The organism is Amphiplicatus metriothermophilus (assembly GCF_900199215.1).
Lineage (GTDB): Bacteria > Pseudomonadota > Alphaproteobacteria > Caulobacterales > Parvularculaceae > Amphiplicatus > Amphiplicatus metriothermophilus.
The window spans coordinates 153,657-178,979 of the sequence record NZ_FZQA01000004.1; the positions used below are offsets into that span (position 1 = coordinate 153,657).

Genomic DNA, 25,323 nt, shown 5'->3' on the forward strand with positions numbered 1-25,323 from the left:
CATAGTCCGCCCATGCCGCGCGATTCCGCCCATGACATCGACCCGGACCAGCTTCTGAAAGCCTACACGCTCGGCTATTTCCCCATGGGCCGGCGGCGCGACGATCCGAAGACGGTGTGGGTCCTGCCGCAGAACCGGGGCGTGCTGCGGCTTGAAAACGCGCGCATCCCGCGCAAGCTCCGCAGACTGATCGCCCGCGCGCCATTCGAGGTGCGCGTCGATACGGCGTTCCACGACGTCATCCGCGCCTGCGCCGCGCCGGCGCCCGGCCGGGAAGAGACCTGGATCAACGAGCCGATCGAGGAGGTCTATTGCGCGCTCGCCCGGCGCGGCTTCGCCCATTCGGTCGAATGCTACGCCGACGGCGCGCTCGTCGGCGGACTTTACGGCGTCGTTCTGGGCGCGGTCTTTTTCGGCGAGAGCATGTTCTCGCGCCGCGACAACGCGAGCAAGGTCGCCATGGCCCATCTCATCGCGCGCCTGAAGATCGGCGGCTTCCGCATGATCGACGCGCAGTTCCACACCGAACATCTCGCCCAGTTCGGATTCGAGGAAACGCCGAACGCGGCCTATCAGCGCCTGCTCGCCGAATGTCTCGCCGCGCGCGGCGATTTCTATCGCGCGGGTTCGTCCCTGCTCTCGGCCGCAACCGTTTCGCAGTCGATCACCCAGACGTCGTAGACGGGGTGCTCAAGCGCGTTGAGGCCGGGGCTCGAGGCGAACATCCAGCCCGAAAAGATGCGGTCCGGATCGGCCGCGGTCGCCTCGGGCGAGAGCGGGCCGGCCTCGCCGTCGCGCAGGGCGGGCGCGCCTGTTTCATCAGTACGCGGATCATTTATGGCGACGTTTTCTTCTTTCGCAGGCGCGGCCGCGGACGGGGCGCGCGCCGTCTCCGTTTCGGCGCCGTCGCTCTCCGCCTGCGACGCGCGCGCGCGCGACCGGCCGCGATCGAAGACCTCCAGAAAAGCCGTCGTCTCGGGAAACTCCTCCGGCGGGCGCTTGTCGCAATAGCGCGGCAGGATTTCGAGCGAGCCGAATTTCGCGACCGTCTCGATCGGAATCTCGATGTCGGTGAAGCGCGCCGTGATCTTGTCGAGCGCGCGCACGGTGACCGAGACGGGCGCGCGCGCCTGTTCGGCCTCGCCGGCGGCGAAGGAATCGCCCGGCGCGCGCGAGAGCGCCTCGAGCTCGTCGACGGGCTCGGCCTCGTCCGCCGGCGCCTGTTGCGCCGCAGCCGGCGAGAGCGCCGCGGCCGCGATCAGCAGGCCGACGCATGACGCCGCCCGAGGGATCGCAGACACCATGCGTCCTGCGCGCCTTACGCGCTCAATTCCCAGTCGGCGGTTCATACGCGCCTCCCTGTCGCGCTGCGACCTCAAAGCCCGTCCGCAGACGGTTCCGATTTCTCCGCCTCGCCGGAACCCGCATTGGCCGTGAAAGCCTGCACGGCGAGCCCGAGCAGGTCGACCGAACCCTGCGTGAGCGCGATGCGCTCGCCCGGAGCGAGCATCACGTCCGAAGCGCCCGGCTCGATCGACACATAGGCGCCGCCCAGAAGCCCGTCGGAGACGATCTTGGCGACCGAATCCTCCGGGATCGGAACGCCGGCCGCCACCGCCAGGTCGAGCTTCGCCTCATAGGTGTCGAGATCGAGCGAATGGCCGGCGACAGAACCCACCTTCACGCCGGCTATGCGCACTTCCGAGCCGATGGCGATGCCGTCGACCCGGCCGAACACCGCCTCGATCCTGTAGGCCCCGCGGGACATTTCCTCGCCGCTCGCCTGATAGGCGTAGAAAAGAAAGATCGCCGCCACCGCGATGACGATCACGCCGACGACGGTCTCGAAGATTCCTGCGCGGCTCATTCCTCGTTCTCCCTACGCCGCATCCGGCGTCCAGGCCTCGTAGTCCTTTTTCACTTCCTTGCCGCCGCGCGCCAGGCTTCCCGGCGGATGATAGGCGAGCGGCGTGCCGGTCATGTTCGGCACATGGTCTTTCTCGAAGCGCTTGCGCGGCAACGGCGCGACGGTCGGCGGCTCCTCATAGGTGTGATGCAGCCAGCCGTGCCAGTCCGGCGGCACGCGCGAGGCTTCCGCCACGCCGTGATAGACGACCCAGCGCCGCTTGCGCCCGTCCGGGCCGCTCGGCGCGCGCTCCTCGAAATAGCGGTTGCCCTGCTCGTCGGTCCCGACTAGGCGCGCGCCGCGCCGCCACAGCGTGAAGGACGTGCCGATGGTGGAATCGTTCCACCAGGTGAAAATCTTGGACAGCATCGCATGGTCACCGGAATCGCTGCAACAATGGGCGGAAACAAGGCGCCCGCCCGGCGCGGCGCGAATATGGCGCCCGCCGCGGGCGAGGTCCATAGACGCCCCGCCGGCCTGCGCGGAAATGGCCGATGGCCGGGCGTTCCGACTCGCCCGACCCTTCGTCCCAACACGTTGAGATCGCCGGCGCGCCCTCCTACAATATCGGCCGCCGCCCATATCGGAACGCCCATGCGAATCGAACGCCGCTACGTGCAAACGCCCGGCGCGCCTTACGGCGCGGTCCCCTTCCGCCGCGCCGACAGCGTGATTCGCGCGATCGACGGGCGCGTCGTCTCCGAGGCGCGCGACGTCGAGGTCCCGGCCGCCTGGAGCCAGACGGCGGTCGACATCCTCGTTCACAAATATCTGCGCAAGTCGGGCGTGCCGGCGGCCACGCGGAAGGTGCGCGAAAAAGGCGTGCCGGACTTCCTGCAGCGCTCCATGCCGGACGTGGCGGGGCTGGCCAAGCTGCCGCCGGAGGCGCGCTACGGCGGCGAGACCAGCGCCCGGCAGGTCTTCGACCGGCTCGCCGGCGCGTGGGGCTATTGGGGCTGGAAGGGCGGCTATTTCCGCGACGCGGAGGAAGCCCAGGCCTTCGTCGACGAGATGCGCTACATGCTCGCCGCGCAGATCGGCGCGCCCAATAGCCCGCAATGGTTCAATACGGGCCTGCACTGGGCCTACGGCATCGAGGGCGACGGACAGGGCCATTACTACGTCGATCACGCCACCGGCGCGCTTTCGCCCTCCGACAGCGCCTATGAGCGCCCGCAGCCGCACGCCTGCTTCATCCAGTCGGTCGAGGACAGCCTCGTCGGCGAGAACGGGATCATGGATCTGTGGAAGCGCGAGGCGCTGCTGTTCAAATACGGCTCCGGCTCGGGGACCAATTTCTCGGCCCTGCGCGGCGAGAACGAGCCCCTGTCGGGCGGGGGCAAGAGCTCGGGCCTGCTGAGCTTCCTCAAGGTCGGCGACGCGGCGGCCGGCGCGGTCAAGTCCGGCGGCACGACGCGGCGCGCGGCGAAGATGGTGATCGTCGACGTTGACCATCCCGACATCGAGGCCTTCGTGCGCTGGAAGGCGCGCGAGGAGCAGAAGGTCGCCGCCCTCGTCGCCGGCTCGCGGGCGATGGCGAAGCATCTGCCGCGGGTGCTCGCCGCCTGCTGGCCGCCCGAAGCGCCGGAGGGGCTGGCCGACGCCGCCCGGTTCGATCCGAAGAAGAACCCGGCGCTCAAGGCCGCGGCGAAGGCCGCGCGCGCGGCGTTCATTCCGGACGCCGTCATCAAGCGGACCATCGACTTCGCCCGCCAGGGCTGCCGGTCGATCTCGGTCGACGCCTACGATCTCGACTGGGATTCGGAGGCCTATCGCACCGTCGCCGGACAGAACGCCAACAACTCCGTGCGGGTGACCGACGCGTTCCTGCGGGCGGTCGCCGAAGACGGGGAATGGACCCTGACGCGCCGCTATGACGGCGCGCCGCACAAGACATTGCCCGCGCGCGCGCTGTGGGACGCGATCTGCGAGACGGCGTGGGCCTGCGCCGATCCCGGCGTGCAGTTCCACGACACCATCAACGCCTGGCACACCTGTCCGGCGGGCGGGGAGATCCGCGCGTCCAATCCGTGCTCGGAATACATGTTCCTCGACGACACGGCGTGCAACCTCGCCTCGCTCAACCTGATGAAGTTCAGGACCGGGGACGGTTTCGACGTCGAAGCCTTCGAGCACGCCTGCCGGCTGTGGACCATCGTGCTCGAAATCTCGGTGATGATGGCGCAGTACCCGTCCGCGACCATCGCCCAGCGATCCTACGACTACCGCACGCTCGGCCTCGGCTTCGCCAATCTCGGCGGGCTTCTGATGGCCTCGGGCGTGGCCTATGACAGCGACGAGGGGCGCGCCGCCGCCGCCGGAATCGCGTCGCTGATGACCGGCGCGGCTTATCGCGCCTCGGCCGAGATGGCCGCCGCCCTCGGCCCCTTCCCCAAGTTCAAGGAGAATCGCGACGCGATGCTCCGCGTGCTGCGCAATCACCGCGCGGCGGCGAAGGGCGGCCCGTTCGAGGCGCTCAACGTCGAGCCCGTGCGCTTCGACGCGGCGAAGTGCCCGTGGCCGGCGCTCGCCGCGCGCGCGCAGACGGTCTGGGACGAAGCCTATGAGCTCGGCGCGATCTCGGGCTTGCGCAACGCCCAGGTTTCCGTCGTAGCCCCGACCGGCACGATCGGCCTCGTCATGGACTGCGACACCACCGGGATCGAGCCCGACTACGCGCTCGTTAAGTTCAAGAAGCTCGCCGGCGGCGGCGATCTCAAGATCATCAACCGCGCCGTGCCGGCCGCGCTCGAGAGTCTCGGCTACGCGCCCGAGGAGATCGACGCGATCGTCAACTACGCGGTCGGCCGCGGCGCGCTCGATGGCGGGCCGATCGGCTACGAAGACCTGCGCCGGGAAGGATTCGACGACAGGCGCATCGAGGCGCTGAAAGACCGCCTCAAGACCGCGTTCGACATCTCCTTCGCCTTCGCGCCGGCCGCGCTGGGGGAGGATTTCTGCCGCAACGCTCTGGGCTTTTCCGACGCGCAGATGAGCCAGTCCGGCTACATGGTCCTGCGCGATCTCGGCTTCTCCGACGAAGAGATTCACATGGCGAATCTCTGGTGCTGCGGCGCGATGACGGTCGAAGGCGCGCCGCATCTGAAGCCCGAGCACCTGCCTGTCTTCGACTGCGCGAGCCCCTGCGGGCGGATCGGCGAGCGCGCGCTGAGCGTCGACGCGCATCTCAAGATGATGGCCGCCTGCCAGCCCTTCATTTCTGGCGCGATCTCGAAGACGGTGAATCTGCCTGCGCGCGCGACCATCGAAGACTGCGCGCGCGCCTATATGTTCGCCTGGCGGCTGGGGCTCAAGGCGATCGCGCTCTATCGCGACGGCTCGAAGCTGTCGCAGCCGCTGGCGAGCGCGCTGCTGCCCGAGAACGCCGACGAGGAGGAGGAAGAAGCCCTCGCCGAGACGCTCGCCGCCGCCCCGCTCGCCAAGCGCTCCAAGATCGTCGCCGAACGCATCGTCGAGCGCATCATCGAGCGCCAGCCGGGCCGCCGTCGCCTGCCCGACCGGCGCAAGGGCTACATCCAGAAAGCCATCGTCGGCGGCCACAAGGTGTATCTCCACACCGGCGAATTCGACGACGGCGAGCTGGGCGAGATCTTCATCGACATGCACAAGGAAGGCGCCGCCTTCCGCAGCCTGATGAACAACTTCGCGATCGCGGTCTCGCTCGGCCTGCAATACGGCGTGCCGCTCGAGGAGTTCGTCGACGCCTATGTGTTCACCCGCTTCGAGCCGTCGGGACCGGTCAAGGGCAACGACCAGATCAAACACGCGACCTCGATTCTCGACTACATCTTCCGCGAGCTCGCGATCTCCTATCTCGGGCGCACGGACCTGGCCCATGTCGACCCGCATGAATCCGCTGTCGACGCCATCGGCAAGGGCGTGAGCAGCGAAAAGGCGCAGGCCGAAGCGGCGCGGCTCATTTCCAAGGGCTTCTCGCGCTCGACCGTGAGCGACAATCTCGTCGTGCTGCGCGGCGGCGAGTTCGACCGGATGCGCCAGGACGCAGACGCGGAGGCCGAAAGCGCGGCCGAAGCGCGGCCCGAAGAGGCCCGCGCCGAAGCCCCGCCGGAGATCGAAGCGCAGATCGCCAAGCTCGCCGAGGCGGTGAACCAGAAGGCTCCGCCCGGCAGCCTCGCCTCGCCCGGCCCGCGCCCGCGCGAGCAGGCCCGCATCAAAGGCTATGAAGGCGACGCCTGCCCGGAATGCGGCCAGTTCACCCTGGTGCGCAACGGCGCCTGTCTGCGCTGCGATTCCTGCGGCGCCTCGACGGGCTGCTCCTGACCGATTTTTAATCCTCCAACTCCCCGGAATTTCGAAAGATTCCGGGCCGGCGAGCGTTTGCGCGCGCAAATCGCGCGCCCTCCTTAAGGCATCCTTGACCTCTCGCGCGCATGATGAGCGAGTGGTTAACGAGCCTCCTTCCCGGAAGGAGGGGCCGACATGATTCGCATCGTCGCGCTCATCATCCTGTTCATGGCGATGATTTTCGCCGTGATCGCGAGCGTCGCCGGAACGAAGAGCTCCGGCGGGAAGAACCCCGTCAACGAGTTCCTGCACGGCCTGACGCGCAGCCTCGACAAGGCCGACCGCATGGCGCCCGACCTGTCGGGCGCGTTCGAAAAGGTCGAATTGCCCCTGCCGAAGATCGTCGGCGCCAGGGTCGATCCGGCGGGCCAGGCCTGGCGCGCGCAGGACTTCGCCGGCCAGGATCTCGGCGGCCAGAGTCATGCGGGCGCGTCCTTCGCGGGCGCGCTGCTGCGGGAGACGATTTTCACCAACGCGCTGCTCGACCGGGCGAGCTTCGAAGGAGCCGAGGCGGAGCGCGCGATCCTGCGCAAGGCCCGGCTCGCCGGCGCCCGGCTCGACGCGTCGGCCCTCGCGGGGGCGGACTTTTCCGACGCCGACCTCGAAGGGGCTACGCTTCGCGCCGCCGGGCTCGCCGGCGCGATCTTCGCCCGCGCGGATCTCACCAAAGCGAGCCTTTCGGGCGCGCGCGCCGAGGGCGCCGACTTCTCGGGCGTCTATGCGACCGGCGCGAAAATGACCGGCGCGCGGCTGAAACAGGCGACCTTCACCGGCGCCGAACTGAAAGGCGCCCGTTTCGCGCGCGCCGACCTCGCCGGCGCGACGTTCGCCGGCGCCAAGCTCGACGGCGCCGATTTTTCCGGCGCGTCGATCCGCGGCGCGGACCTTTCCGCCGCGCTGGGCCTGACGACGGCGCAGCTGGCCGGCGCCTGCGCGGACGAGCGCACCCGCCTGCCCGACGGCGTCGAAGCCCCTCGCTGCTGAAAGCCCCCCGGACGAAGCCGGCCGCATGGGATTTACGGGATCCGGCGGCCGTCGTCTTTGCGCATGAAGTCGAGGCGCGTCGGATCGAGCGCCTGCATCGCGGCGAGCGCGAGCGGGGCGAGATCGGCGCCGAACGCGCCCGGCGCCGGACGCTTCGCGGCGAGAGCGGCGTGCGCCGTACGGGCGCGCGACGGCTCGGGCTCGGCGGCGGCCGTCACTGCGAGCTCGCGCACCGAAGGCCCGTCGCGCAGGGCGGCGGGCGGCGGCTTCGCGGCCGTTCGGGACGCGTTCATCGAGCGCTCGATAGAGGCCAGCACCTCGCGCACGGTCCGCGCCCGGCCCGCCTCGTCGAAGAACACCGGCCGGTTGGCCGCCGCCGCCTTGGGCAGCAGCTCGGCCGCTTTGTCTTCGGGCCGGGCCGCGAGCAACTTCGCCGCCCCCCCGAGGCCCAGAAAATGCGCCGCATAGACTTCCGTCGCGCCGGCCGGGCGGCCGAGACGGCGCTCGAGCGCGAGTCGGTTTTCCTCGGCGAGCTCGCCGGCGAGCGCGGCGGCCTTCGCCGGATCGAAGCGCAGGTCGAGAATCGCCTTGCGCCGGGCGGGATCCGCCACCGTCAGCCGGCCGTTCGGCGCTTCGACGATCTCGCCGGCCGCAGCCTCAAGCCCGTGCCGGGGGCCGTATTTCTTCACGGCCGCAAGCCAGGTCTGCTCGATGAACTGAAAGAGGCCGGCCGCGGAAGAGGCGCGCGCCGTCGCTCGCGGGTCGAGCGCGCTTTCCCGGCGGGCCATGTTGTAGAGAAGCTCGAAGCCCGCCCCGGTCGCCTCGCTCGCGCTCCTGAGCGCGGCGGCGACGGCGGACGAGCCGCCCGCGGCGAAAGCGGAGATGGGATCGGCGGTCATGATCGATAAAATTCCTTCGTCCTGATAATCGTCCGTTAAGGTCAACAATTCGCTAAACGCCGAAGCGCGCCGCGCCGAAGGCCGCAAGCTCGGGCGCGGCGCGCCGGCGCAGCAGCCAGTCAGCCAGAATCCCGGCCGTCGCCGGCGCCAGCAGCACCCCGTTGCGATAGTGGCCGAGCGCGTAAACGAGGCCCGGCGGGCCGGCGGGCGCCGGGCCCAGAACCGGCGCGCCGTCCGGCGTGCCGGGACGGGCGCCCGCCCAGCGCTCGGTTTCGGACAGGGCCGCCGTCATGGGCGCGACCCGGCCGGCGGCGGCGCGCAATCGATCGATTCCGGCCGCCGTCGGCTCGAGGCTCGCGTCATGGGGGATCTCCGTCGCGCCGACGACGAGCCGCCCGTCCGACTTGGGGCAGAGATAGGCGCCCGGCGCGCGGATCACCCGCCGGACGCGCCCTTCAGGCTCGGCCAGGGCGAGCGCCTCGCCTTTCACGGGAAAGACCGGCGGGCGCGCCGGGCCGGCGTCGATCGCCGACGCGGCGGCCCCGGCGGCGAGCACGACGGCGCCGGCCTCGACCGCCCCGCCGTCCCTGAGCCGCACGACGAGGTTCGCGCCCGCCGGCTCGATCGCGGCCGCCTCGCCGGCGAGGAAGGTCCCGCCGCGGCGGACGACGGCCTCGCGCAGCGCGGCCAGCAGCCGCCGGGCGTCCACCTGGCCGTCCGCCGGGGCGTGCAGCGCGGCGAGGACGTATTCGGAAAGGGCCGGCTCGAGGGCGCGCGCCTCAGCGCCGGAGAGAAGCTCGACCGAGGCGCCGCGCGCGCGCAGCGCCTCGGCGGCGCCGGCGAGCGCGCGGGCCTCGGTCTCGTCGAAGGCGACGCCCAGAATGCCGAACGGGCGATAGTCGATGCGCGCGCCGCTTTCTTCCTCGAGGGCCGGCGCGAAGTCCCGCCAGGCCGCCAGACTCTGCGCGCTGAAGGCGTAAAGCGCCTCGCCGAGCGCGCCGGCGCCGCGCTCGAAGGACGGCGCGAGCATGCCCGCCGAGGCGGCGCTCGCCGAAGGCTTTCCGGCGTCGACGACGAGCGGCGCGGCGCCTTCGCGCGCCAGGCGCCAGGCGATCGCGAGGCCGATCACCCCGCCCCCGACGATTGCGACGTCACGCCCGCTCACCGGCCCGCCTTTCCTTTCCGTTCCGTCTTTCATGCGTTTCCCGCCCTTGTCGCAGGCCGGCGCGCGCGCGCAAAGGCGCGCTCACGCCGCACCGTCCGGCGAGCGCTCCCGGGAGAGCAGCCGCGTCTTCTCCTTCGAGCCCGCCGAGGAGCCGAAATAATAGTTCACCACCGCCGCGGTCATGGTGGCGAGCGCGCCGAGCATGATCGAAAACTCGGTCTCCGCGCCCGGCGGCAGGCGCTGCGCGATCATCGCGGCGAGCACGATGAAAAATCCGCCGATGATGAGCCCGCCCAGCGCCGCCGGCGCGCGGTCGCGCATGGCGCGTTCGCGGGCGCGCGCATCGGCGCGGTCGTCTGCGGCGATGCGCGCTTCCTCGACGGCGGCCGTCCGCAGCGCGGCGCGAAACTCAAGCTCGGCGCGGCGCAGCGCCGCGCGCTGCTCGGGCGAGGCGCGCTGCAGCGCCTTTTCGATGTCCGCTTCGCCCGCGTCCTTCTCGCCGAACAGGGCTTTGGCGATGGTCTCGACCGCCGCGCCGGCGAGCGGGCCGCCGAGCGCGCGCGCAAGCTCCGGCGCGGCGCCGGCGACGGCGCGTTTTAGGCGCCCGCGCGCTTTTTTCTTCTCTTCAGACATGGCTTCGACTCCGACACTGGCCTGGCGGGACGAAGCGCCCGCCGACGCGAACAGTCTACGGCCGGCGCGAAAGGCGGGGATAACTATCCGCGAAACGGGGATAACCGTTCGCGAAAACGTGGATGAAAAGCCGCGCGGGCCGCACGCCGTCTTGCTTTCGCGCGGGCGCGCGTTCGCCTTTTCGTGGAAAAGTCTGGACCCGGCCTATCGGGGAAAACCCGTCCAAAATTCAATTTGCCTTTGCGCACGGATCAATTCAGAGTTGCGTTTGGTGATTCGGCGCGCCAATTCCCGCATCGCGCGCGCCGGAATCAATGAACGCTGAACGGATCGGCCGCGACATCGTCATGTCTGAAACGCTTTTGGCTTTATGACGCTTGCGTTGACCGGTTTGATCGTTCTGGGCGTTTTTCTCGCGCTTTCGAAGACGCGCGCGCCGGCGGCGGCCGCCGAAGCGCCCGTGCTGCTGCTCGTGGTCGGGGCGGGCGTTTCGTTTCTGTACCGAGCATCCGGCCTGCCGGGCGCGCCCGCCGAATGGGTCGCGGCCGCCAGCGAGGCCGGCCTCGCCGCGCTCGTCTTCGCCTGCGCCGCGCAGGTGCGCGCCAGTCGCTTCGCGCGGCGCTGCCCGGCCTCGTTTCGGTTGACGGTCGGCGGCGCGCCGCTGTTTCTGGTGCTTTGCGCGCTGAGCGCCTTCGTGCTGCTGCCCGAGCTGTCCCTGCCCTCGGCGCTGCTCGTGGGCGCGATCCTGGCGCTCAACGGCGCGGCCTTCGACCGGCGCGCGGTCACCGGCGCGCCCGCGCCCGCCGCGGTGAAGGCGGCGGTGCGCAATGAAAGCGCGGCGAGCATCGCCTTCGGCGCCCCGGTCGCCGTGCTGATCGCCGGCTATGCGACCGCGCCGGGCGCCGGGCAGATCCCGCTCGAGCCGCTGCTCGAGGCGAGCCTCGGCGCGCTAGGCGGCTTCGCGCTCGGCGGCGCGGCGGGTCTTCTCGCCGCGCGCCTGCTCGAACGGGTGAACGGGGCGGGGGGCGAGCGGTCGGCGGTGGTCGCGGGCTTCGCCGCTTTCTTCGCCGCGGCCCTCTTCGGCGCGAACGCGGTCATCGCGGCTGGCGCGGCCGGCCTCGTGTGGAGCGAGGAGACCGCCGCCTCGGGCCCTGCGCGGCTGCGCCTGCGCCGGCGCGTGGAGCGGTTCGTTCCGCCTGCAGCCTATCTCCTTTTCGGCTTCACGCTCGCGCCGCGGGTTTTCGAGGCCGACCTTCTGTCGCTGCTGTTCGCCGTCGCGGCGGTGACGGCGCTGCGGGTCGGCCCGCGTCTTGCGATGCTGCAGTCCGCGCCGCTGCCGAAGGAGAGCCAGGTTTTTCTCGCCTGGTTCGGCGGCGCGCCGGGCGCGGCTTCGGCGCTGTTCGCGATGTCGCTTCTCGATGACGCGCTCATTCTCGATCACGAGGCCGCGCTGACGGTGGTCGCGCTCGCCGTCGTCGCCGGCGTGATCGCCGCGCGCGCGAGCTCGCGCCCGCTCGCCAACGCCTTCCTGCGCGAGACTGCGGCGGCGAAGAAGCGCCGGCTGTTCGCGAGCTGACCGTCGGGCCGCGCTCAGCGCGCGCCGCCGGTCTTTCCGTCGTCGGATGGCTTTCCCTCCGCCTTCTGCGCCGCGCGGATGTTATCCGCCGTCAGCTTCAGGCGGGCGACCGCCTCGCCGATCCGCTGCAGGCGCGCGGCCATGTCGTCGAGCCGGCGTTCGAGGCCGTCGATGCGTTCGGCGATGCGCGCCTGCCCGGCGGCGAGCTTTTCAAGGCTTTCGTTCCTGTCGTTCCAGTCCGGCATCGGAATGCGCCAATGTTACGCAACGCATGGCCATTATGCGCCGGAAAGGGCGCCGCGCCCAACGGCGGCGATCTGAAAAATCGGCCATGCGCCAGGGGGCCGGCGGCGCAGCCGCCCTCTTGCGGCGCGACGGGCGCCGCGCGATAAAGGCGCCATCATTCCCGGGCCCGGCTATTTTCCCGCAGGCCGGACCGTCATCAGCGCGTCCGCGGCGCCGGCCATCACGAACGCGGCCAGCACGCCGTAAAAGGCGCTTCTGAACACCATCAGCCCCAAGAAGAACACCGCCACGAATACCGCCAGATCGATGAGATAGCGCATGGCGCGCCTCCGACGCTGGTGGCGGAACCCAGCATAGCGGATTTTTCCCGCCGCGTCGCGCGCAACTTTCGCTGCGCCCAAAGGCGAAAAGGTTAACGCCGCAGCTCCATGATCCATTCCGGATCGGCGTGGTTTCCGACCATGTAGAAATAGCGGCGGATTTTCACGAAGCCGAAACGCTCATAGAGCTTCTGCGCGCGCGGGTTTTCTTCATAGACGCTGAGATAGACCGGCGCGTAACGGGGCCGCAGCCAGTCGAGCGCCGTCTCCAGCAGGCGCGCGCCCAGCCCCGCGCCCTGAAAGCTTTCGCGCAGATAGAGCCGGACGATCTCGCCGGCGTTCTCGGGCATGTCGGGAACGGGCAGCCCGCAGGGCCCGGCGACGACATAGCCGCCGGCCCGGCCGCCGGCGTCTTCGGCGAGCCACGCCGCCCACGCTTCATCGGCCAGAATCCGCCGGTAGACCTCCGGGGAATGGTTCTTCTTCAGGAAGGTCGAAAGGTCTTCCTCTTTATACTGATGGCCGAAGGTCTCCGTGAAGGTCTCGGCGCCGAGCGCCGCGAGCGTCTCGGCGTCCCCCGGCCCGGCGCGGCGGATGGAGACGTCGTCCGTCATGCGGGGTTAAGCGCGCCGTCGCCGACGACCGTGGTCCATTCGCGCACGCGCCAGCGCACGACAAGGCCGTTTTTCACGTAAGGATCGGCGCGGGCGAAATCCTCGGCGACGGACCTGTCGGCGCCCTTGAAGACCAGCGCCGCCCCGTCCGGCGGATCGGCGAAGGCGCCGGCGAGCACGAGCGCCCCGCGCGCATGGGCTTGCCTGGCGAGCTTCAGATGCTCGGCGCGAAAGGCCGGCCGGCGGTCGAGATAATCCGGCGCGGTCTCGTAGAAGAGGATGAAATGCCTTTCGGCCATCGGCCCTACTCCGCGGCGACGCTTTCAGGCAGGTTCTCCGGCACGGCCACATGCGGGCGGTCGGCGCGGTAGCGGTTGATCCGCTCCTCGATCTCGTGGCGGAAATGGCGGATCAGGCCCTGCACCGGCCAGGCGGCCGCGTCGCCGAGGGCGCAGATGGTGTGGCCCTCGACCTGGCCCGCCACGTCGAGCAGATGGTCGATCTCCTCGGTGCGGGCGTTTCCTTCGGCCATGCGCTCGAGCACGCGCCACATCCAGCCCGTGCCTTCCCGGCAGGGCGTGCACTGGCCGCAGCTCTCATGCTTGTAGAAGTAGGAAATGCGCGAGATGGCGCGGACGATGTCGGTCGACTTGTCCATGACGATAACCGCCGCCGTGCCGAGGCCGGATTTCACGTCGCGCAGCGCGTCGAAATCCATCAGCACGTCGTCGCAGATCTCCTTCGGAATGAGGGGCACGGACGAGCCGCCCGGAATGACGGCCTTAAGATTGTCCCAGCCGCCGCGCACGCCGCCGCAATGGGTTTCGATCAGTTTACGGAGGGGAATGGACATCTCCTCCTCGACATTGCAGGGCCGCTCCACATGGCCGGAGATGCAGAAGATCTTCGTGCCGTGATTGTTCTCGCGCCCGAAGCGGCGGAACCAGTCGGCCCCGCGCCGGATGATCGTCGGCGCCACGGCGATCGACTCGACATTGTTGACCGTGGTCGGACAGCCGTAGAGCCCGGCGCCCGCCGGGAAAGGCGGCTTGAGGCGCGGCTGGCCCTTCTTGCCTTCGAGGCTTTCGAGAAGCGCCGTCTCCTCCCCGCAGATATACGCGCCGGCGCCGTGATGGACGTAGACGTCGAAATCCCAGCCCGAAACGCAGGCGTTTTTTCCGATAAGGCCCGCCGCATAGGCTTCGTCGATCGCGGCCTGAAGGCGCTCGCGCTCGTCGACATACTCCCCGCGGATATAGATGTAGCAGACATGCGCCTTCATCGCGAAGGAGGCGACCAGACAGCCCTCGATCAGCAGGTGCGGATCGTGGCGCATGATGTCGCGGTCCTTGCAGGTGCCGGGCTCGGACTCGTCGGCGTTGACGACGAGGTAATGCGGGCGCTCGCCGACCTGTTTGGGCATGAAGGACCATTTGAGGCCGGTCGGGAAGCCCGCCCCGCCGCGCCCGCGCAGGCCCGATTCCTTGATCTGCTGGATGATCCAGTCCGGCCCCATGGCGAGAATGTCGCGCGTGCCGTTCCACGCGCCGCGCTTCTTCGCCGCTTCGAGACGCCAGTCCTGAAGCCCGTAGAGATTGGTGAAGATGCGGTCCTTGTCCTGAAGCATGTCGCCTATCCTGCGAAGATCATCCTGGCCGGCGCGCCGGATCACGGCGCCTTTGTGTAATCGGTTTCGCGCGCGCCGTCCGGGTTCCTGAACGCGGCGCCGTGCGCCTTCAGCCACCGCGCGAACAGCGGCGCGAAGACGAGGCTCGCCGCGACGACCCCCCCGACGAGATAGGCGAGCCCGCCGGTCGCGAGATAAAGCGCGACGACGAGAAACAGCGCCATTCCCTCGATCAGGGCGATGTTCATCAGCGCCCTGACGGCCTCCTTCCGTTTCTGGTCGCCGGCGTTCATGTCGCTTCCCTTACTCGGCCGGCGCGGACGGCCTGGCGTTGGGCAGCTCGCCGATCGGCGCGGCGGGCGAGCCGTCGTAAAGCGCGGGGTCCTTCAGCGTCGTCGGCCCGCCCTCGGGGTCGGACGTATGGCGCTTCGGGTTGGCGGTTCCGGGCGCGATCTTCTCGCCGCGGCGCCACTTTTCAAGCATCTCCTCGAGAAGCGCCGGCGTCAGATCCTCGTAGTAATGATCGGCGTCCTTCGTGGAGACCTGCGCCATGGGGGCGTTGACGCAGGCGCCGAGGCATTCGACCTCCGCCCAGGAGAGCTTGCCGTCCGCCGTCGGATGGTGCGGCTCGCCGATGACGCGCCGGCACACTTCAATGAGATCGCCCGCCCCGCGCAGCGCGCAGGGCGTGGTGCCGCAGACCTGAACGTGATGCTCGCCCATGGGGGAGAGATTGAACATCGTGTAGAAGGTCGCGACCTCGAAGACGCGGATATAGGGCATGTCGAGCTGGCGCGCGACCGCCTCCATCATCGGGATCGACACCCAGCCTTCCTGCTTCTGCCCGCGCCACAGGAACGGGATCACGCAGGAGGCCTGCCGCCCCGGCGGATATTTCTTGAGCTGCTCGTCGCACCACGCCTTGTTTTCAGGCGTCCATTCGAACGAGGCGGGCTGGTTTTTGGCGGGTTTGCGTGCGGACATGGCGTTGCGAGTGGCGAGTGACTGGTGGCGAGTGGCTAGTGGCTGGCGGCTAGAGTTTCGACTGCAGGGATCTGGAAAGCCCCGAAAGCATCCGGCCGACCTCGTCCAGCTGGCTTTTTAGCGCCATTCCCTGCCCCAAATCCATGTAGGCCAACCTTTCCGCCAGGATCACAAAAGTTTTCGTCTCTGCTAGCGAGCCTCGGGCGATGCTTAAAAAGCGCAGAACCTTTCTGGGGCCTTGCCGCTCTGCGCCTTCTGCGATGTTGGCCGGGATCGACGCCGCCGCGCGCCTTGTCTGCTGCGTCAGGCAGAATCGCTCCTCTCCAGGCCATTTCGCCGACGCGCGGCGCGCCGCTTCGGTCAGATCGAGCGCCTTTTTTCATATCGAGGTCTTCAAAGCTTTTCATTCCCCCTCCGGCGGCCGCTAGCTGCTAGCCGCTAACGGCTACCGATCAATCTCCCCGAACACGATGTCCAGCGAGCCCAAAATCGCCGATACGTCGGCGAGCATGTGCCCGCGGCACATCCAGTCCATCGCCTGAAGATGGGCGTAGCCCGGCGCGCGGATCTTGCAGCGATAGGGCCGGTTCCTGCCGTCGGAGACGAGATAGACGCCGAACTCGCCCTTCGGCGCCTCGACGGCGGCGTAGGCTTCGCCCGCCGGCACGTGGAAGCCTTCCGTGTAGAGCTTGAAGTGATGGATGAGCGCCTCCATCGAGCCCTTCATCTCGGCCCGGCGCGGCGGGGCGACCTTGCCGTCGGCCGTCATCACGCGGCCCGGTCCTTCCTCGCGGATTTTCCTGATCGCCTGCTTCATGATGGAGACGGACTGGCGCATCTCCTCCATGCGGCACAGATACCGGTCCCAGCAGTCGCCGTTCTTGCCGACCGGAATGTCGAAGTCGTATTCCGCATAGGTCTCGTAGGGCTGGGCCTTTCTGAGATCCCAGGGAACGCCCGAGCCGCGCAGCATCACGCCGGTGAAGCCCCAGGCGAAAGCCTGCTCCTTGTCGACGACGCCGATGTCGACATTGCGCTGCTTGAAGATGCGGTTCTCGGTGATGAGCGTTTCGATATCGTCGAGCACGCGCGGGAACTGATCGCACCAGCTGTCGATGTCGTCGATCAGCGCGGGCGGCATGTCCTGATGGACGCCGCCGACGCGGAAATAGGCCGCGTGCATCCGGCTTCCCGAGACGCGCTCGTAGAAGACCATGAGCTTTTCGCGCTCCTCGAAGCCCCACAGCGGCGGGGTGAGCGCGCCGACGTCCATCGCCTGCGTGGTGACGTTGAGAAGATGCGAGAGAATGCGTCCGATCTCGCACCACAGCACGCGGATGTGCTGGGCGCGGCGGGGAACCTCGATCCCGAGCAGCCTTTCCGCCGCCAGGCAGAAGGCGTGCTCCTGGTTCATCGGCGCGACATAGTCGAGCCGGTCGAAATAGGGGATCGCCTGAAGATAGGTCTTGTATTCGATCAGCTTTTCGGTGCCGCGATGGAGAAGCCCGATATGCGGGTCGACGCGCTCGACGACCTCGCCGTCGAGTTCGAGCACCAGGCGCAGAACGCCGTGCGCGGCCGGATGCTGCGGGCCGAAATTGATCGTGAACGGACGGGGCGAGGAAGCGTCCGAAGGGGAGTCGCCGACGATGTGCTGTCCTTCAGGCATGGGCCCCCTCCGGCGGAAGCCAATAGCGAATAGCGAATAGGGAATAGGATGCCATCATTGCGCCTGCGCTTTCTTTTGTATCGACCGAATCAGGCTGCGAAGCATTTTTCCAATCTCCTCGCATTGCTGCAGCAATGGCTCCATCGTGGAGCCTTCGGCCAGCCCGATACGGCCGGAAAGCAGAAGATGGGTTTCGAGCTCCTTCACCGAGCCCTGCGCGACGCGAAGAAACTGAACGAAAGATCCTGAATTCTCGCGTCCATGACCTTCCGCAATGTTTGCCGGTATCGAAGCGGCGGCTCTTCGAATCTGCGCCGTCAGGCCGAAAGTTTCCTCGCGTGGAAAATCTTTCGTCCGATGATAACACGCTTCGGCGAGCGACATCGCCGCCTGCCACACCAGCAGGTCGCGATAGGACTGAAATGCGCCGTCGTTCGCCATTAACGCCTGCGACTATTCGCTACTCGCTACTCACTACTCGCTCTTCGCCTTCTCATCGCCCGGCAGCGCGTATTGCGCGCCTTCCCAGGGGCTGAGGTAGTCGAAATTGCGGTATTCCTGCACGAGATTCACCGGCTCGTAGACGACGCGCTTCTGCTCGTCGTCGTAGCGCACTTCCACATAGCCGGTGAGCGGGAAATCCTTGCGCAGCGGATAACCCTCGAAGCCGTAATCGGTGAGGATGCGGCGCAGATCCGGATGGCCGTTGAAAACGATTCCATAGAGGTCGAACGCCTCGCGCTCGAACCAGTCGGCGCAGGGAAACACGTCGATGACCGAAGGAATGGTCTCGTCTTCGCCCACCGCCGCCTTGACGCGGATGCGCGCATTGTTGTGCAGCGACAGAAGGTGATAGACGACGTCGAAGCGCTTGGCGCGGCCCGGATAGTCCACGCCGCACAGGTCGATGAGCTGAATGAAGCGGCAGAGAATGTCCTCGCGCAGGAATTTCAGCACATGGACGATGCGCGAGGCGTGAACCTCGACGGTCAGCTCGCCGTACTCGACCTTCCAGCCGCGCACGTCGTTTTCGAGCGCCGAGGCGATGTGCTCGCCGAGTTCCTTGAGTTCTTCGTTCATAGTTTCCAGCGGCTGGCAGCCTGCGACCAGCATTCTACGATCAGCTTCCGGCGACCGATGATCCGCAACGTCGCTCGCATTCCTCGACTCGCTCCTGGCGGCCGTCGCCGGTCGCCGTCTTTTCCTTCGTCCCTCGCGATCAACGGCTAGCCGCTAAGTCGCCAACCGCTACCGCACGATCGACCCTTCGCGCCGGATTTTCTTCTGCAATTGCAGGATGCCGTAGACCAGCGCCTCGGCGGTGGGCGGACAGCCGGGCACGTAGATGTCGACCGGCACGATGCGGTCGCAGCCGCGCACCACGGCGTAGGAATAATGATAATAGCCCCCGCCGTTCGCGCATGAGCCCATCGAGATCACATAGCGCGGGTTTGGCATCTGGTCGTAGACCTTGCGCAGCGCCGGGGCCATCTTGTTGGTCAGCGTGCCGGCGACGATCATCACGTCGGACTGGCGCGGGCTCGCGCGCGGGGCGAAGCCGAAGCGTTCAAGATCGTAGCGCGGCATCGAGGCCTGCATCATCTCCACCGCGCAGCAGGCGAGGCCGAAGGTCATCCACATCAGCGAGCCGGTGCGCGCCCAGTTGATGAGCGCGTCGGCCGGCGCGGTGAAAAAGCCGCGGTCGGCGAGCTGGTCGGACAGCTCGTTGAAAAAGGGGTCCTTCGCCGTCGGCTGGTAAGCGGGCCCGGCGAGGACGGTTTTGTCTTCGCTCAGCGCCATTCGAGGGCTCCTTTCTTCCACTCATATAGGAAGCCGATCGCGAAGACCGCGAGGAAGACGAACATCGACCAGAAGGCGAAGAGCTGGAAGTCGCGGTCCGTCCCGAGCTCCGGGTTGAACAGCGCCACCGCCCAGGGGAACAGGAACGCCACGTCGAGATCGACGATGATGAAGAGAATGGCGACGATGTAGAACTGCACGTCGAATTTCATCCGCGCGTCGTCGAAGGCGTTGAATCCGCATTCATAGGTGGAGAGCTTTTCCGGATCGGGCTCGGACGGGGCGATGAGCGCCGGAACGGCCAGAAAGCCTATCCCGAGCGCCAGCGCCAGGCCGAGAAAGACCAGGATCGGCAGATAGTCGAGCAGAAAGTCGGGGGTCGCCACGGGCGCTCCTTGGACATCCGGTTGACGGGCCGCGGGGGGGGGCAGGCCCCGGCGGCGAAAGCCTTTGAATCGGGCGCGAAACTAGGCGGGCCGGCGCCGCAACGCAACGCCTAACGTCGTCGCAGCGGGCGGACGCGCGAAGAGCCGCGCCGGGGGGCCCGCCTTACTCGCCCCCGCGCTCTTGCGGGGCGTCCTCCGGCGGTTCGGGCTCGTAGCCTTCCCGGCCCTCGCGCAGGAACTCGTCCCAGTCCTCGACCTCCCAGAAGCGCTCGTCGAGCAGAAGATCGCGCATGGGCTCAGGGATCTGGTCCGCCGAGAGTTTTTTCTGCTCCACGGCGTCCGCCGCGAAGGCGGCCAGATGCGCGATCTCTTCTCCGGTCAGGTTGATCGTATAGCCGAGCTCGACCGACTGAAGCTCGATCATGGCCGGCGCGCCCCACCAAATGCGCGCCGCAAAATCGAGGGGGTCGACGGCCTGCTCGCCGATCTGGGCGTCGAGGACTGGCGCGGCCTTGCCGCCGACGCCGTTCACGGCGTGGCAGATGACGCAACCCTTCGTGACGAACAACGCCCGACCCTTTTCGGCGTCGAGATCGTATTCGACCGCCGACAGGCCGTGCGTCTTGTTCTCCTTCTGCGCCGTCGCGTCGGCGGTCTGCGCCCGCTCCTGCGCGCAGCCCGCCGCCGCCAGCGCGGCCCCCGTCAGCATTAACCCGGCGATGATCCGCATGTGGCCGCTCCCATCTTCGCGCGCATGGTCCCGCCATTCGCCGCGCCGGGCAATAGCGGCGCGCGGTCGCGCCTGCGCCGTCACGCCGCAGCTTCGAGCCGTTCGACCGCGTCGGCGACGGCGCGCGCGAGGGCGGCGAGATCCTCGGCGCCGATCGTGTAGGCCGGCGCGAGATAGATCGCCTGTCCGAGCGGACGGATGAAGACCCCGCGCTCGATAAACCAGGCGCGCAGCGCCTCGACGTCGAAAGGCCGCGCCGTCTCGACCGCGCCGACCGCGCCGAGCACGCGCACGTCCGCCACGGCCGGCGAAGCCGCGAGCGGGCCGAGCGCGGCGCGCAGCGCCTTCTCAAGGGCTTCGACCTGCGCAAGGCGCGGCTCGCGCTCGAAAAGATCGAGCGAGGCGTTCGCGACCGCGCAGCCGAGCGCGTGGCCCGTATAGGTGGGCCCGTGCATCAGCGCCTTGCCGGGGTCGTCGTCGTAAAAAGCCTCGAAGACGCGCCGGCTCGCCACGGTCGCCGCGAGCGGCGCGACCCCGCCCGTCAGCGCCTTGCCGAGCGTCATGACGTCGGGCGCGACGCCGGCTTTTTCCGCCGCGAACATCGCGCCCGTGCGCCCGAAGCCAGTGAAGATCTCGTCGAAGATGAGAAGAACCCCGGCCGCGTCGCACAGCGCGCGCAGACGCCGCAGCGTCGCCGCGTCGTGCATCCGCATCCCGCCCGCGCCCTGGACGAGCGGCTCGACGATCACCGCGGCGATGTCGTCATGGGCGGCCAAAAGCGTTTCGAGCCGCGCCGCGGCGGCTTCGTCCGTCGGCAGGTCGGCGACATGCTGGACCGGCAGCGCGTCGGCGAACAGCGCGTGCATCCCCTCCTCCGGGTCGCAGACCGACATGGTCGCGAAGGTGTCGCCGTGATAGCCGCCGCGGAAGCACGCGAAGCGCGCGCGCGTCTCGCCGGTCAGATTGCGCCAGTACTGGACCGCCATCTTCATGGCGACTTCGACGGCGACCGAACCCGATTCCGAAAAGAAGACGTAATCGAGATCGCCCGGCGCGATCGCGGCGAGGCGCGCGGCGAGCCGGCAGGCCTGTTCATGGACGAGCCCGCCCAGCATCACATGGGGCATCTGGGAAAGCTGGCGCGCAGCGGCGTCGAGCAGCGCCGGATGATTGTAGCCGTGCACGGCCGTCCACCAGCTCGCGATCCCGTCGACGAGCTCCCGCCCGTCGGCGAGAACGATGCGGCTTCCGCGCGTCGCGCGCGTCGGCAGGGGCCGCGGGGCGGTCTTCATCTGCGTATAGGGCCGCCAGAGATGGACGAGGCCTTCATCGAGCCAATCGGGGTCGCAATGGGTCATTTGCCTTCCTCCGCCGCGCCGGTGTAGGCCGCTGCGCGAAGAGAAGCGAGAACCATGACGACATCAAGGAACGGCGCGCAAAGCCTCGTCGCCTATGCGGAGGAAAAGCTCGCCGCGCTCGCCGACAAGCGCCTGACGCGCCGGCTCGTTCCGACGCGGCGGGGAGAAGCCGCCCGCGCCGCGCGCGACGGGGCCGCGCTCATTTCCTTCTGCGACAACGATTATCTCGGCCTCTCCCAGGACCCGCGCGTGAAAAAGGCCGCCGCCGAAGCCGCGCTCGAATACGGCGCGGGGGCCGGCGCCTCGCGGCTCGTCACGGGCGACTGTCCGCTCTACGGCGCGCTCGAAGAGCGGCTTGCGCGGATGAAGGGAACCGAGGCCGCGCTCGTCTTCGGCTCGGGCTATCTCGCCAATGTCAGCGCGATCCCGGTTCTCGTCCGGCCGGGAGACCGGGCGCTTCTGGACGAGCGCTCCCACGCCTGCATGTTCGCCGGCGCGCGCCTTTCCGGCGCGCATGTCGAGACCTTCCGTCACAACGACGCGGGCGACCTCGCCCGCCGGCTCGCCGCGGCGCGCAGCCCGCGCGCGCTCGTCCTTACCGAGACGGTTTTCTCCATGGACGGCGATCGCGCCCCGCTCGACGCGATCGCCGCGGCCTGCGAGGAGGCCGGCGCGTGGCTGATGACAGACGACGCCCATGGGCTCGGCGTCGTTCCCGGCGACAACCCGGCGCCCGTTCAGATGGGCACGCTGTCGAAAGCGGCGGGCGCTTACGGCGGCTATGTGTGCGGGCCGCGCGCGCTGATCGAGCTGCTCGTCAACCGCGCGCGCGGGCTCGTCTTCACCACCGGCCTGCCGCCGGCCGCGCTCGGCGCCTCGATCGCCGCGCTCGACATCATGGCGCGCGAGCCCGAGCGCGGCGCGAAGGCGCGCGCCAACGCCGCCCTGTTCTGCAGGCTGATCGACGCGCCGGCGCCGGAAAGCGCGATCGTTCCGGTCATTCTCGGCGATCCGGAGGCCGCCCTCGCCGCCTCGCAGCGCCTGTCCGAAGCGGGCTTTCTGGTCGCGGCGATCCGCCCGCCCAGCGTGCCGGAAGGAACCGCGCGGCTGCGCGTCGCCTTTTCCGCCGTTCACCAGGCGGCGGACATCGAACGGCTCGCCGCGCATGTGCGCGCCATCCTTCGCGAGGCCGGGCGATGAGCGCGGGCGCGATGATGCTCGGCGCCGGCACCGAGATCGGCAAGACGCATGTCGCCTGCGCGCTGCTCGCCGAGGCGCGCCGGCGGGGACTGTCCGTACGCGCTGTAAAGCCCGTCATGAGCGGCTTTTCGCGCGCCGGTCTCGCGGCGAGCGACGCCGGGCACCTGGCCGCCGCCTGCGGCGAGACTCTCGACGATACGAACCTGTCGCGCTACTGCCTGGCCGCCTTCGAGCCGGCGCTCGCGCCGAACGTCGCCGCGCGGGCGGCGGGCGCGCCGCTCGATTATGACGCGCTCGTCCGCTTCGCGCGCGCCGCGCTCGCCGAAGGAGCGGATTTCACGCTGATCGAAGGCGCAGGCGGCGTTCTCTCCCCGCTCACCGATGAGCGGCTCAACGCCGATCTCGCCGCCGACCTCCCGCTGCCGGGGATTCTCGCGACGGCGTCCTATCTCGGCGCGGTGAGCCACACCTTGAGCGCGATCGAGTCCTGCGAAAGGCGCGGGATCAGGATCGCCGCGCTCGCCGTCTCTCAGCCTTCAGAGGATTTCGGCGCGCCCGCCGCGCTCGCCGAAGAGTTTTCCCGCTGGACAGGCGTTCCGGCTGCGCTCTTTCCCTTCGGGGATGACGGACGGGCGGGCGCGGCGGCGCTGCTGCGTCTCGTCATGGCGGCGTGACAGACGCGCCCGCGAAAGCGCTCAACGCCCGCCGCGCGCGGCGCGCGAGGCCGCCCACCGCCAGTAAAGCGACGGCCAGGCCTGCAGCGGATCGCCGTCCTCGACGCGCAGGCCGAAGCCGTGCCCGCCGCGCTCGAACACATGGAGCGAGACGGGAATCCCCGCATCCTTGAAAGAGCGGTAGACCAAGAGCGCGTTCTCGACGGGTACGGCGGCGTCGTCCGAGGCGTGGAGAATCCAGGTCGGCGGCGCGTCGGGCGGCGGGGCGGACTCGATAGAGTATTTCTCGACCAGCGCGGCGGCGGGACGCGCGCCGATCAGGTTCTCCCGCGAGCCCGCATGGGCGTAAGACGGCTTCATCGTCGCAGCCGGATAGACGAGCGCCGAGAGGTCGGGGCGGGCGGACAGCCGGTCCGCGTCGTCGACAGGATCATACACGCGCGCCGCAAAACGCGTCGCCAGCGAGCCGGCGAGATGTCCGCCTGCGGAGAATCCCATCACGCCGACGCGCGCCGGGTTGACGCCGTCTTCGGCGCTGCGCGCGCGAATGACCCGCATGGCCCGCTGGGCGTCCTGAAGCGGCGTATCGGGCCCGGCCGCCCAGCCCTGATGCGGCAGACGATATTTGAGCACATAGACTGTCGCGCCGAGCCGGCTGAAATAGCGCGCCCCTTCGAAGCCTTCCTTCTCGACGACGACCCAGCTATAGCCGCCGCCGGGAATGATGAGCAGCGCCGAGCCGTCGGGCCGGGCGGCGCGGAACAGCGTCAGCGTCGGCCGCGTCACCTCATGCGCGGCGCGATCGGGAAGTCCCCACGGATTTTCGCGGCTGACGTAATGCTCGCTGAGGGCGACGCCCGCGCCGCCGGGCGGGCCCTTCGGCCAGAGCGCGATTTCGAGATCGGGTTCGCGGTCGAGATCCACGAGCAGCGGGCCCGCCCCGCCCGCGCCGCGCGCCTGGGCCGTCCCCGCGCCGCCGGCGGAAAGGGCGAGCCCGCCCGCGAGAACAGTCCGGCGATCAAAACGCGTCATGCGTGGTCTCCTTCTTTCCGGCGGGTGAAAACGTTTCGTCGGCCGCGAGATCGCGTAGATGGCGCGCGTCGACGTCCGCAACGCGCGCGCAGCCAAGAAGCGCGAGCGAGCGCTCCAGATCCTCAAGAAACAGCGACAGAAAACGGCGCACGCCGCGCTCGCCGCCCGCCGCCAGCGCATAGAGATAAGGCCGGCCGAAGGAGACGGCGTCCGCCCCGAGGGCGAGCGCTTTGAGCACGTGCGTCCCGCGCCGGACGCCGCCGTCGACGATAAGCTCGGCCCTGTCGCCGATCGCGTCGCGCATGGGGCGCACGCATTCGACGGGCGCCGGCGTCGAGTCGAGCTGTCGGCCGCCGTGATTGGAGATCATGATGGCGCTCGCGCCTATATCGACGGCGCGGCGCGCGTCGTCCGCAGACTGAATGCCCTTGATCGCGAAAGGCCCGCCCCACTCTTCGATAAGGCGCGCCGCGTCGTCCCACGTCACGGTTCTGTCGAACTGCGTGTCGATATACTCGATGACGCCCGTCGCGCCCTTGCCGAGCGCCCCGCCTGATGCGCGCACGTTCACGAGATCGAAGCCGGGATCGCGCAGGAGGTTGAACGTCCATTCGAAATGGGTCGCGAAGCTGGCGAAGCCCGCCGCCGTCAGCCGCGGCGGCATGACGAAGCCGCTGCGCCTGTCCCGCTCGCGGTTGCCGGCGACGGCGGCATCCACGGTGAGGCACAGCGCGTCATAGCCGGCGGCCCGGCAGCGCGCGACGAGTTCTTTCGTCAGACCCCGGTCCTTATGAATGTAGATCTGGAACATCTTCGGACCGGCGCTCGCCGCGGCCGCATCCTCGATCGTCGTGGTCGCCATGGTCGACAGGCAATAGAAGAGGCCCAAGTCGCCCGCGGCGCGCGCGACGGCGATCTCCTTTTCATGATGGAAAAGCCGCGACATCCCCGTCGGCGACAGGATCGCCGGCGCCCCCGCGCGGGCGCCGAGGATCGTCGTCTGCGTGTCGACCGTCGATATGTCGCGCAGATATTGCGGCATCAGCCGCCATCGGCGGAACGCGGCGGCGTTGTTTTCGAGCGACCATTCGTCGTCGGCGCCGCCGTCGAGATAATCGAAGATCGGTCGGGGCAGCTTGCGCCGGGCGAGGCGGCGAAAATCCTCCACGTTGAAGCATTGCGAAAGCGACATGC

28 protein-coding genes and 1 pseudogene are annotated in these 25,323 nt (G+C 68.9%); 6 read left to right on the top strand and 23 right to left on the bottom strand.

Going from position 1 to position 25,323, the window contains the following annotated elements:
- The first annotated feature begins 12 nt into the window (after positions 1-12).
- Positions 13-681, top strand: a complete 669-nt coding sequence (aat, locus tag CHB64_RS10345) for a leucyl/phenylalanyl-tRNA--protein transferase (RefSeq protein ID WP_089412552.1) — start codon at positions 13-15, stop codon at positions 679-681.
- Here aat and CHB64_RS10350 read toward each other — a convergent pair.
- Genes CHB64_RS10350 through CHB64_RS10360 form a run of 3 tightly spaced genes read right to left on the bottom strand, consistent with a single transcriptional unit; the run spans position 615 to position 2,275 of the window.
- On the bottom strand, positions 615-1,349 hold the full coding sequence (locus CHB64_RS10350) for a DUF2155 domain-containing protein (protein ID WP_143265999.1): 735 nt from the start codon (positions 1,347-1,349) through the stop codon (positions 615-617). The genes aat and CHB64_RS10350 overlap by 67 nt on opposite strands.
- Positions 1,350-1,375: 26 nt before the next feature.
- On the bottom strand, positions 1,376-1,867 hold the full coding sequence (locus CHB64_RS10355; RefSeq protein WP_089412553.1) for an MlaD family protein: 492 nt from the start codon (positions 1,865-1,867) through the stop codon (positions 1,376-1,378).
- 12 nt (positions 1,868-1,879) lie between these two features.
- A complete protein-coding gene (locus CHB64_RS10360) occupies positions 1,880-2,275 on the bottom strand; it encodes an NADH:ubiquinone oxidoreductase subunit NDUFA12 (RefSeq protein ID WP_183234055.1) in 396 nt (131 codons plus the stop codon).
- 225 nt (positions 2,276-2,500) lie between these two features.
- Here CHB64_RS10360 and CHB64_RS10365 point away from each other — a divergent pair, with 225 nt between their 5' ends.
- Positions 2,501-6,208 (top strand): vitamin B12-dependent ribonucleotide reductase, encoded by a 3,708-nt coding sequence (locus CHB64_RS10365; protein ID WP_089412555.1) that lies wholly within the window; start codon positions 2,501-2,503, stop codon positions 6,206-6,208.
- Positions 6,209-6,367: 159 nt separating this feature from the next.
- A complete protein-coding gene (locus CHB64_RS10370; protein ID WP_089412556.1) occupies positions 6,368-7,216 on the top strand; it encodes a pentapeptide repeat-containing protein in 849 nt (282 codons plus the stop codon).
- Between the two features lie 32 nt (positions 7,217-7,248).
- On the opposite strand, the gene CHB64_RS10375 is transcribed toward CHB64_RS10370, so the two are convergent.
- From CHB64_RS10375 to CHB64_RS10385, 3 genes are read right to left on the bottom strand one after another with little or no spacing between them, the layout of a single operon-like run.
- Complete coding sequence (locus CHB64_RS10375; RefSeq protein ID WP_143266000.1) at positions 7,249-8,115, bottom strand: transglycosylase SLT domain-containing protein; 867 nt, start codon at positions 8,113-8,115, stop codon at positions 7,249-7,251.
- Between the two features lie 52 nt (positions 8,116-8,167).
- Positions 8,168-9,313: a glycine oxidase ThiO gene (gene thiO, locus CHB64_RS10380; protein WP_089412558.1), complete on the bottom strand. Its 1,146-nt coding sequence runs from the start codon at positions 9,311-9,313 to the stop codon at positions 8,168-8,170.
- Between the two features lie 48 nt (positions 9,314-9,361).
- Positions 9,362-9,913, bottom strand: coding sequence for a hypothetical protein (locus CHB64_RS10385; RefSeq protein ID WP_089412559.1), 552 nt, complete (start codon positions 9,911-9,913; stop codon positions 9,362-9,364).
- A 370-nt stretch (positions 9,914-10,283) separates the two neighbouring features.
- Here CHB64_RS10385 and CHB64_RS10395 point away from each other — a divergent pair, with 370 nt between their 5' ends.
- Positions 10,284-11,489 carry a cation:proton antiporter domain-containing protein gene (locus CHB64_RS10395; RefSeq protein ID WP_089412561.1) on the top strand — a complete coding sequence of 402 codons (1,206 nt, stop codon included), beginning with the start codon at positions 10,284-10,286 and terminating at the stop codon, positions 11,487-11,489.
- A gap of 14 nt (positions 11,490-11,503) precedes the next feature.
- On the opposite strand, the gene CHB64_RS10400 is transcribed toward CHB64_RS10395, so the two are convergent.
- From CHB64_RS10400 to CHB64_RS10465, 15 genes and pseudogenes are all read right to left on the bottom strand, one after another.
- Complete coding sequence (locus tag CHB64_RS10400) at positions 11,504-11,734, bottom strand: hypothetical protein (RefSeq protein WP_089412562.1); 231 nt, start codon at positions 11,732-11,734, stop codon at positions 11,504-11,506.
- A gap of 171 nt (positions 11,735-11,905) precedes the next feature.
- Positions 11,906-12,055, bottom strand: coding sequence for a hypothetical protein (locus CHB64_RS15270; protein WP_159462479.1), 150 nt, complete (start codon positions 12,053-12,055; stop codon positions 11,906-11,908).
- A 92-nt stretch (positions 12,056-12,147) separates the two neighbouring features.
- A complete protein-coding gene (locus tag CHB64_RS10405; RefSeq protein ID WP_089412563.1) occupies positions 12,148-12,669 on the bottom strand; it encodes a GNAT family N-acetyltransferase in 522 nt (173 codons plus the stop codon).
- Positions 12,666-12,968 (bottom strand): YciI-like protein, encoded by a 303-nt coding sequence (locus tag CHB64_RS10410; RefSeq protein ID WP_089412564.1) that lies wholly within the window; start codon positions 12,966-12,968, stop codon positions 12,666-12,668. Before CHB64_RS10410 ends, CHB64_RS10405 begins: the two co-directional genes overlap by 4 nt.
- Before the next feature lie 5 nt (positions 12,969-12,973).
- Positions 12,974-14,296 (bottom strand): NADH-quinone oxidoreductase subunit NuoF, encoded by a 1,323-nt coding sequence (gene nuoF, locus CHB64_RS10415; RefSeq protein ID WP_200815321.1) that lies wholly within the window; start codon positions 14,294-14,296, stop codon positions 12,974-12,976.
- A 41-nt stretch (positions 14,297-14,337) separates the two neighbouring features.
- Entirely contained in the window at positions 14,338-14,589 is a 252-nt protein-coding gene (locus CHB64_RS10420; protein WP_089412565.1) for a hypothetical protein, read from the bottom strand.
- A gap of 10 nt (positions 14,590-14,599) precedes the next feature.
- Positions 14,600-15,280 carry an NADH-quinone oxidoreductase subunit NuoE gene (nuoE, locus tag CHB64_RS10425; protein ID WP_089412566.1) on the bottom strand — a complete coding sequence of 227 codons (681 nt, stop codon included), beginning with the start codon at positions 15,278-15,280 and terminating at the stop codon, positions 14,600-14,602.
- A 49-nt stretch (positions 15,281-15,329) separates the two neighbouring features.
- Positions 15,330-15,647: pseudogene (locus CHB64_RS15780) on the bottom strand (four helix bundle protein); the annotation flags it as partial.
- A 78-nt stretch (positions 15,648-15,725) separates the two neighbouring features.
- Positions 15,726-16,949, bottom strand: coding sequence for an NADH-quinone oxidoreductase subunit D (locus CHB64_RS10435; protein WP_089412568.1), 1,224 nt, complete (start codon positions 16,947-16,949; stop codon positions 15,726-15,728).
- Positions 16,950-17,003: 54 nt separating this feature from the next.
- Complete coding sequence (locus CHB64_RS10440; RefSeq protein WP_089412569.1) at positions 17,004-17,390, bottom strand: four helix bundle protein; 387 nt, start codon at positions 17,388-17,390, stop codon at positions 17,004-17,006.
- A gap of 33 nt (positions 17,391-17,423) precedes the next feature.
- Entirely contained in the window at positions 17,424-18,029 is a 606-nt protein-coding gene (locus CHB64_RS10445; protein ID WP_089412659.1) for an NADH-quinone oxidoreductase subunit C, read from the bottom strand.
- Between the two features lie 168 nt (positions 18,030-18,197).
- Positions 18,198-18,770, bottom strand: coding sequence for a NuoB/complex I 20 kDa subunit family protein (locus CHB64_RS10450; RefSeq protein ID WP_375790382.1), 573 nt, complete (start codon positions 18,768-18,770; stop codon positions 18,198-18,200).
- The gene (gene ndhC, locus CHB64_RS10455) at positions 18,740-19,135 is read right to left on the bottom strand and encodes an NADH-quinone oxidoreductase subunit A (RefSeq protein WP_089412571.1); all 396 of its coding nucleotides are present in this window, start codon (positions 19,133-19,135) and stop codon (positions 18,740-18,742) included. Before ndhC ends, CHB64_RS10450 begins: the two co-directional genes overlap by 31 nt.
- A 163-nt stretch (positions 19,136-19,298) precedes the next feature.
- Positions 19,299-19,865: a c-type cytochrome gene (locus CHB64_RS10460; RefSeq protein WP_143266001.1), complete on the bottom strand. Its 567-nt coding sequence runs from the start codon at positions 19,863-19,865 to the stop codon at positions 19,299-19,301.
- 80 nt (positions 19,866-19,945) lie between these two features.
- Positions 19,946-21,223, bottom strand: a complete 1,278-nt coding sequence (locus tag CHB64_RS10465) for an adenosylmethionine--8-amino-7-oxononanoate transaminase (RefSeq protein ID WP_089412573.1) — start codon at positions 21,221-21,223, stop codon at positions 19,946-19,948.
- A 54-nt stretch (positions 21,224-21,277) separates the two neighbouring features.
- Here CHB64_RS10465 and CHB64_RS10470 point away from each other — a divergent pair, with 54 nt between their 5' ends.
- Together CHB64_RS10470 and bioD are read left to right on the top strand one after the other, a co-directional pair.
- Positions 21,278-22,423 (top strand): aminotransferase class I/II-fold pyridoxal phosphate-dependent enzyme, encoded by a 1,146-nt coding sequence (locus CHB64_RS10470; protein WP_089412574.1) that lies wholly within the window; start codon positions 21,278-21,280, stop codon positions 22,421-22,423.
- Positions 22,420-23,097: a dethiobiotin synthase gene (bioD, locus tag CHB64_RS10475; protein WP_089412575.1), complete on the top strand. Its 678-nt coding sequence runs from the start codon at positions 22,420-22,422 to the stop codon at positions 23,095-23,097. The genes CHB64_RS10470 and bioD overlap by 4 nt, the downstream gene beginning before the upstream one ends.
- 21 nt (positions 23,098-23,118) lie before the next feature.
- On the opposite strand, the gene CHB64_RS10480 is transcribed toward bioD, so the two are convergent.
- Together CHB64_RS10480 and CHB64_RS10485 are read right to left on the bottom strand one after the other, a co-directional pair.
- Positions 23,119-24,129: an alpha/beta hydrolase gene (locus CHB64_RS10480; RefSeq protein ID WP_089412576.1), complete on the bottom strand. Its 1,011-nt coding sequence runs from the start codon at positions 24,127-24,129 to the stop codon at positions 23,119-23,121.
- Entirely contained in the window at positions 24,116-25,321 is a 1,206-nt protein-coding gene (locus CHB64_RS10485) for an alpha-hydroxy acid oxidase (RefSeq protein WP_089412577.1), read from the bottom strand. The genes CHB64_RS10480 and CHB64_RS10485 overlap by 14 nt, the downstream gene beginning before the upstream one ends.
- Positions 25,322-25,323: the final 2 nt, after the last annotated feature.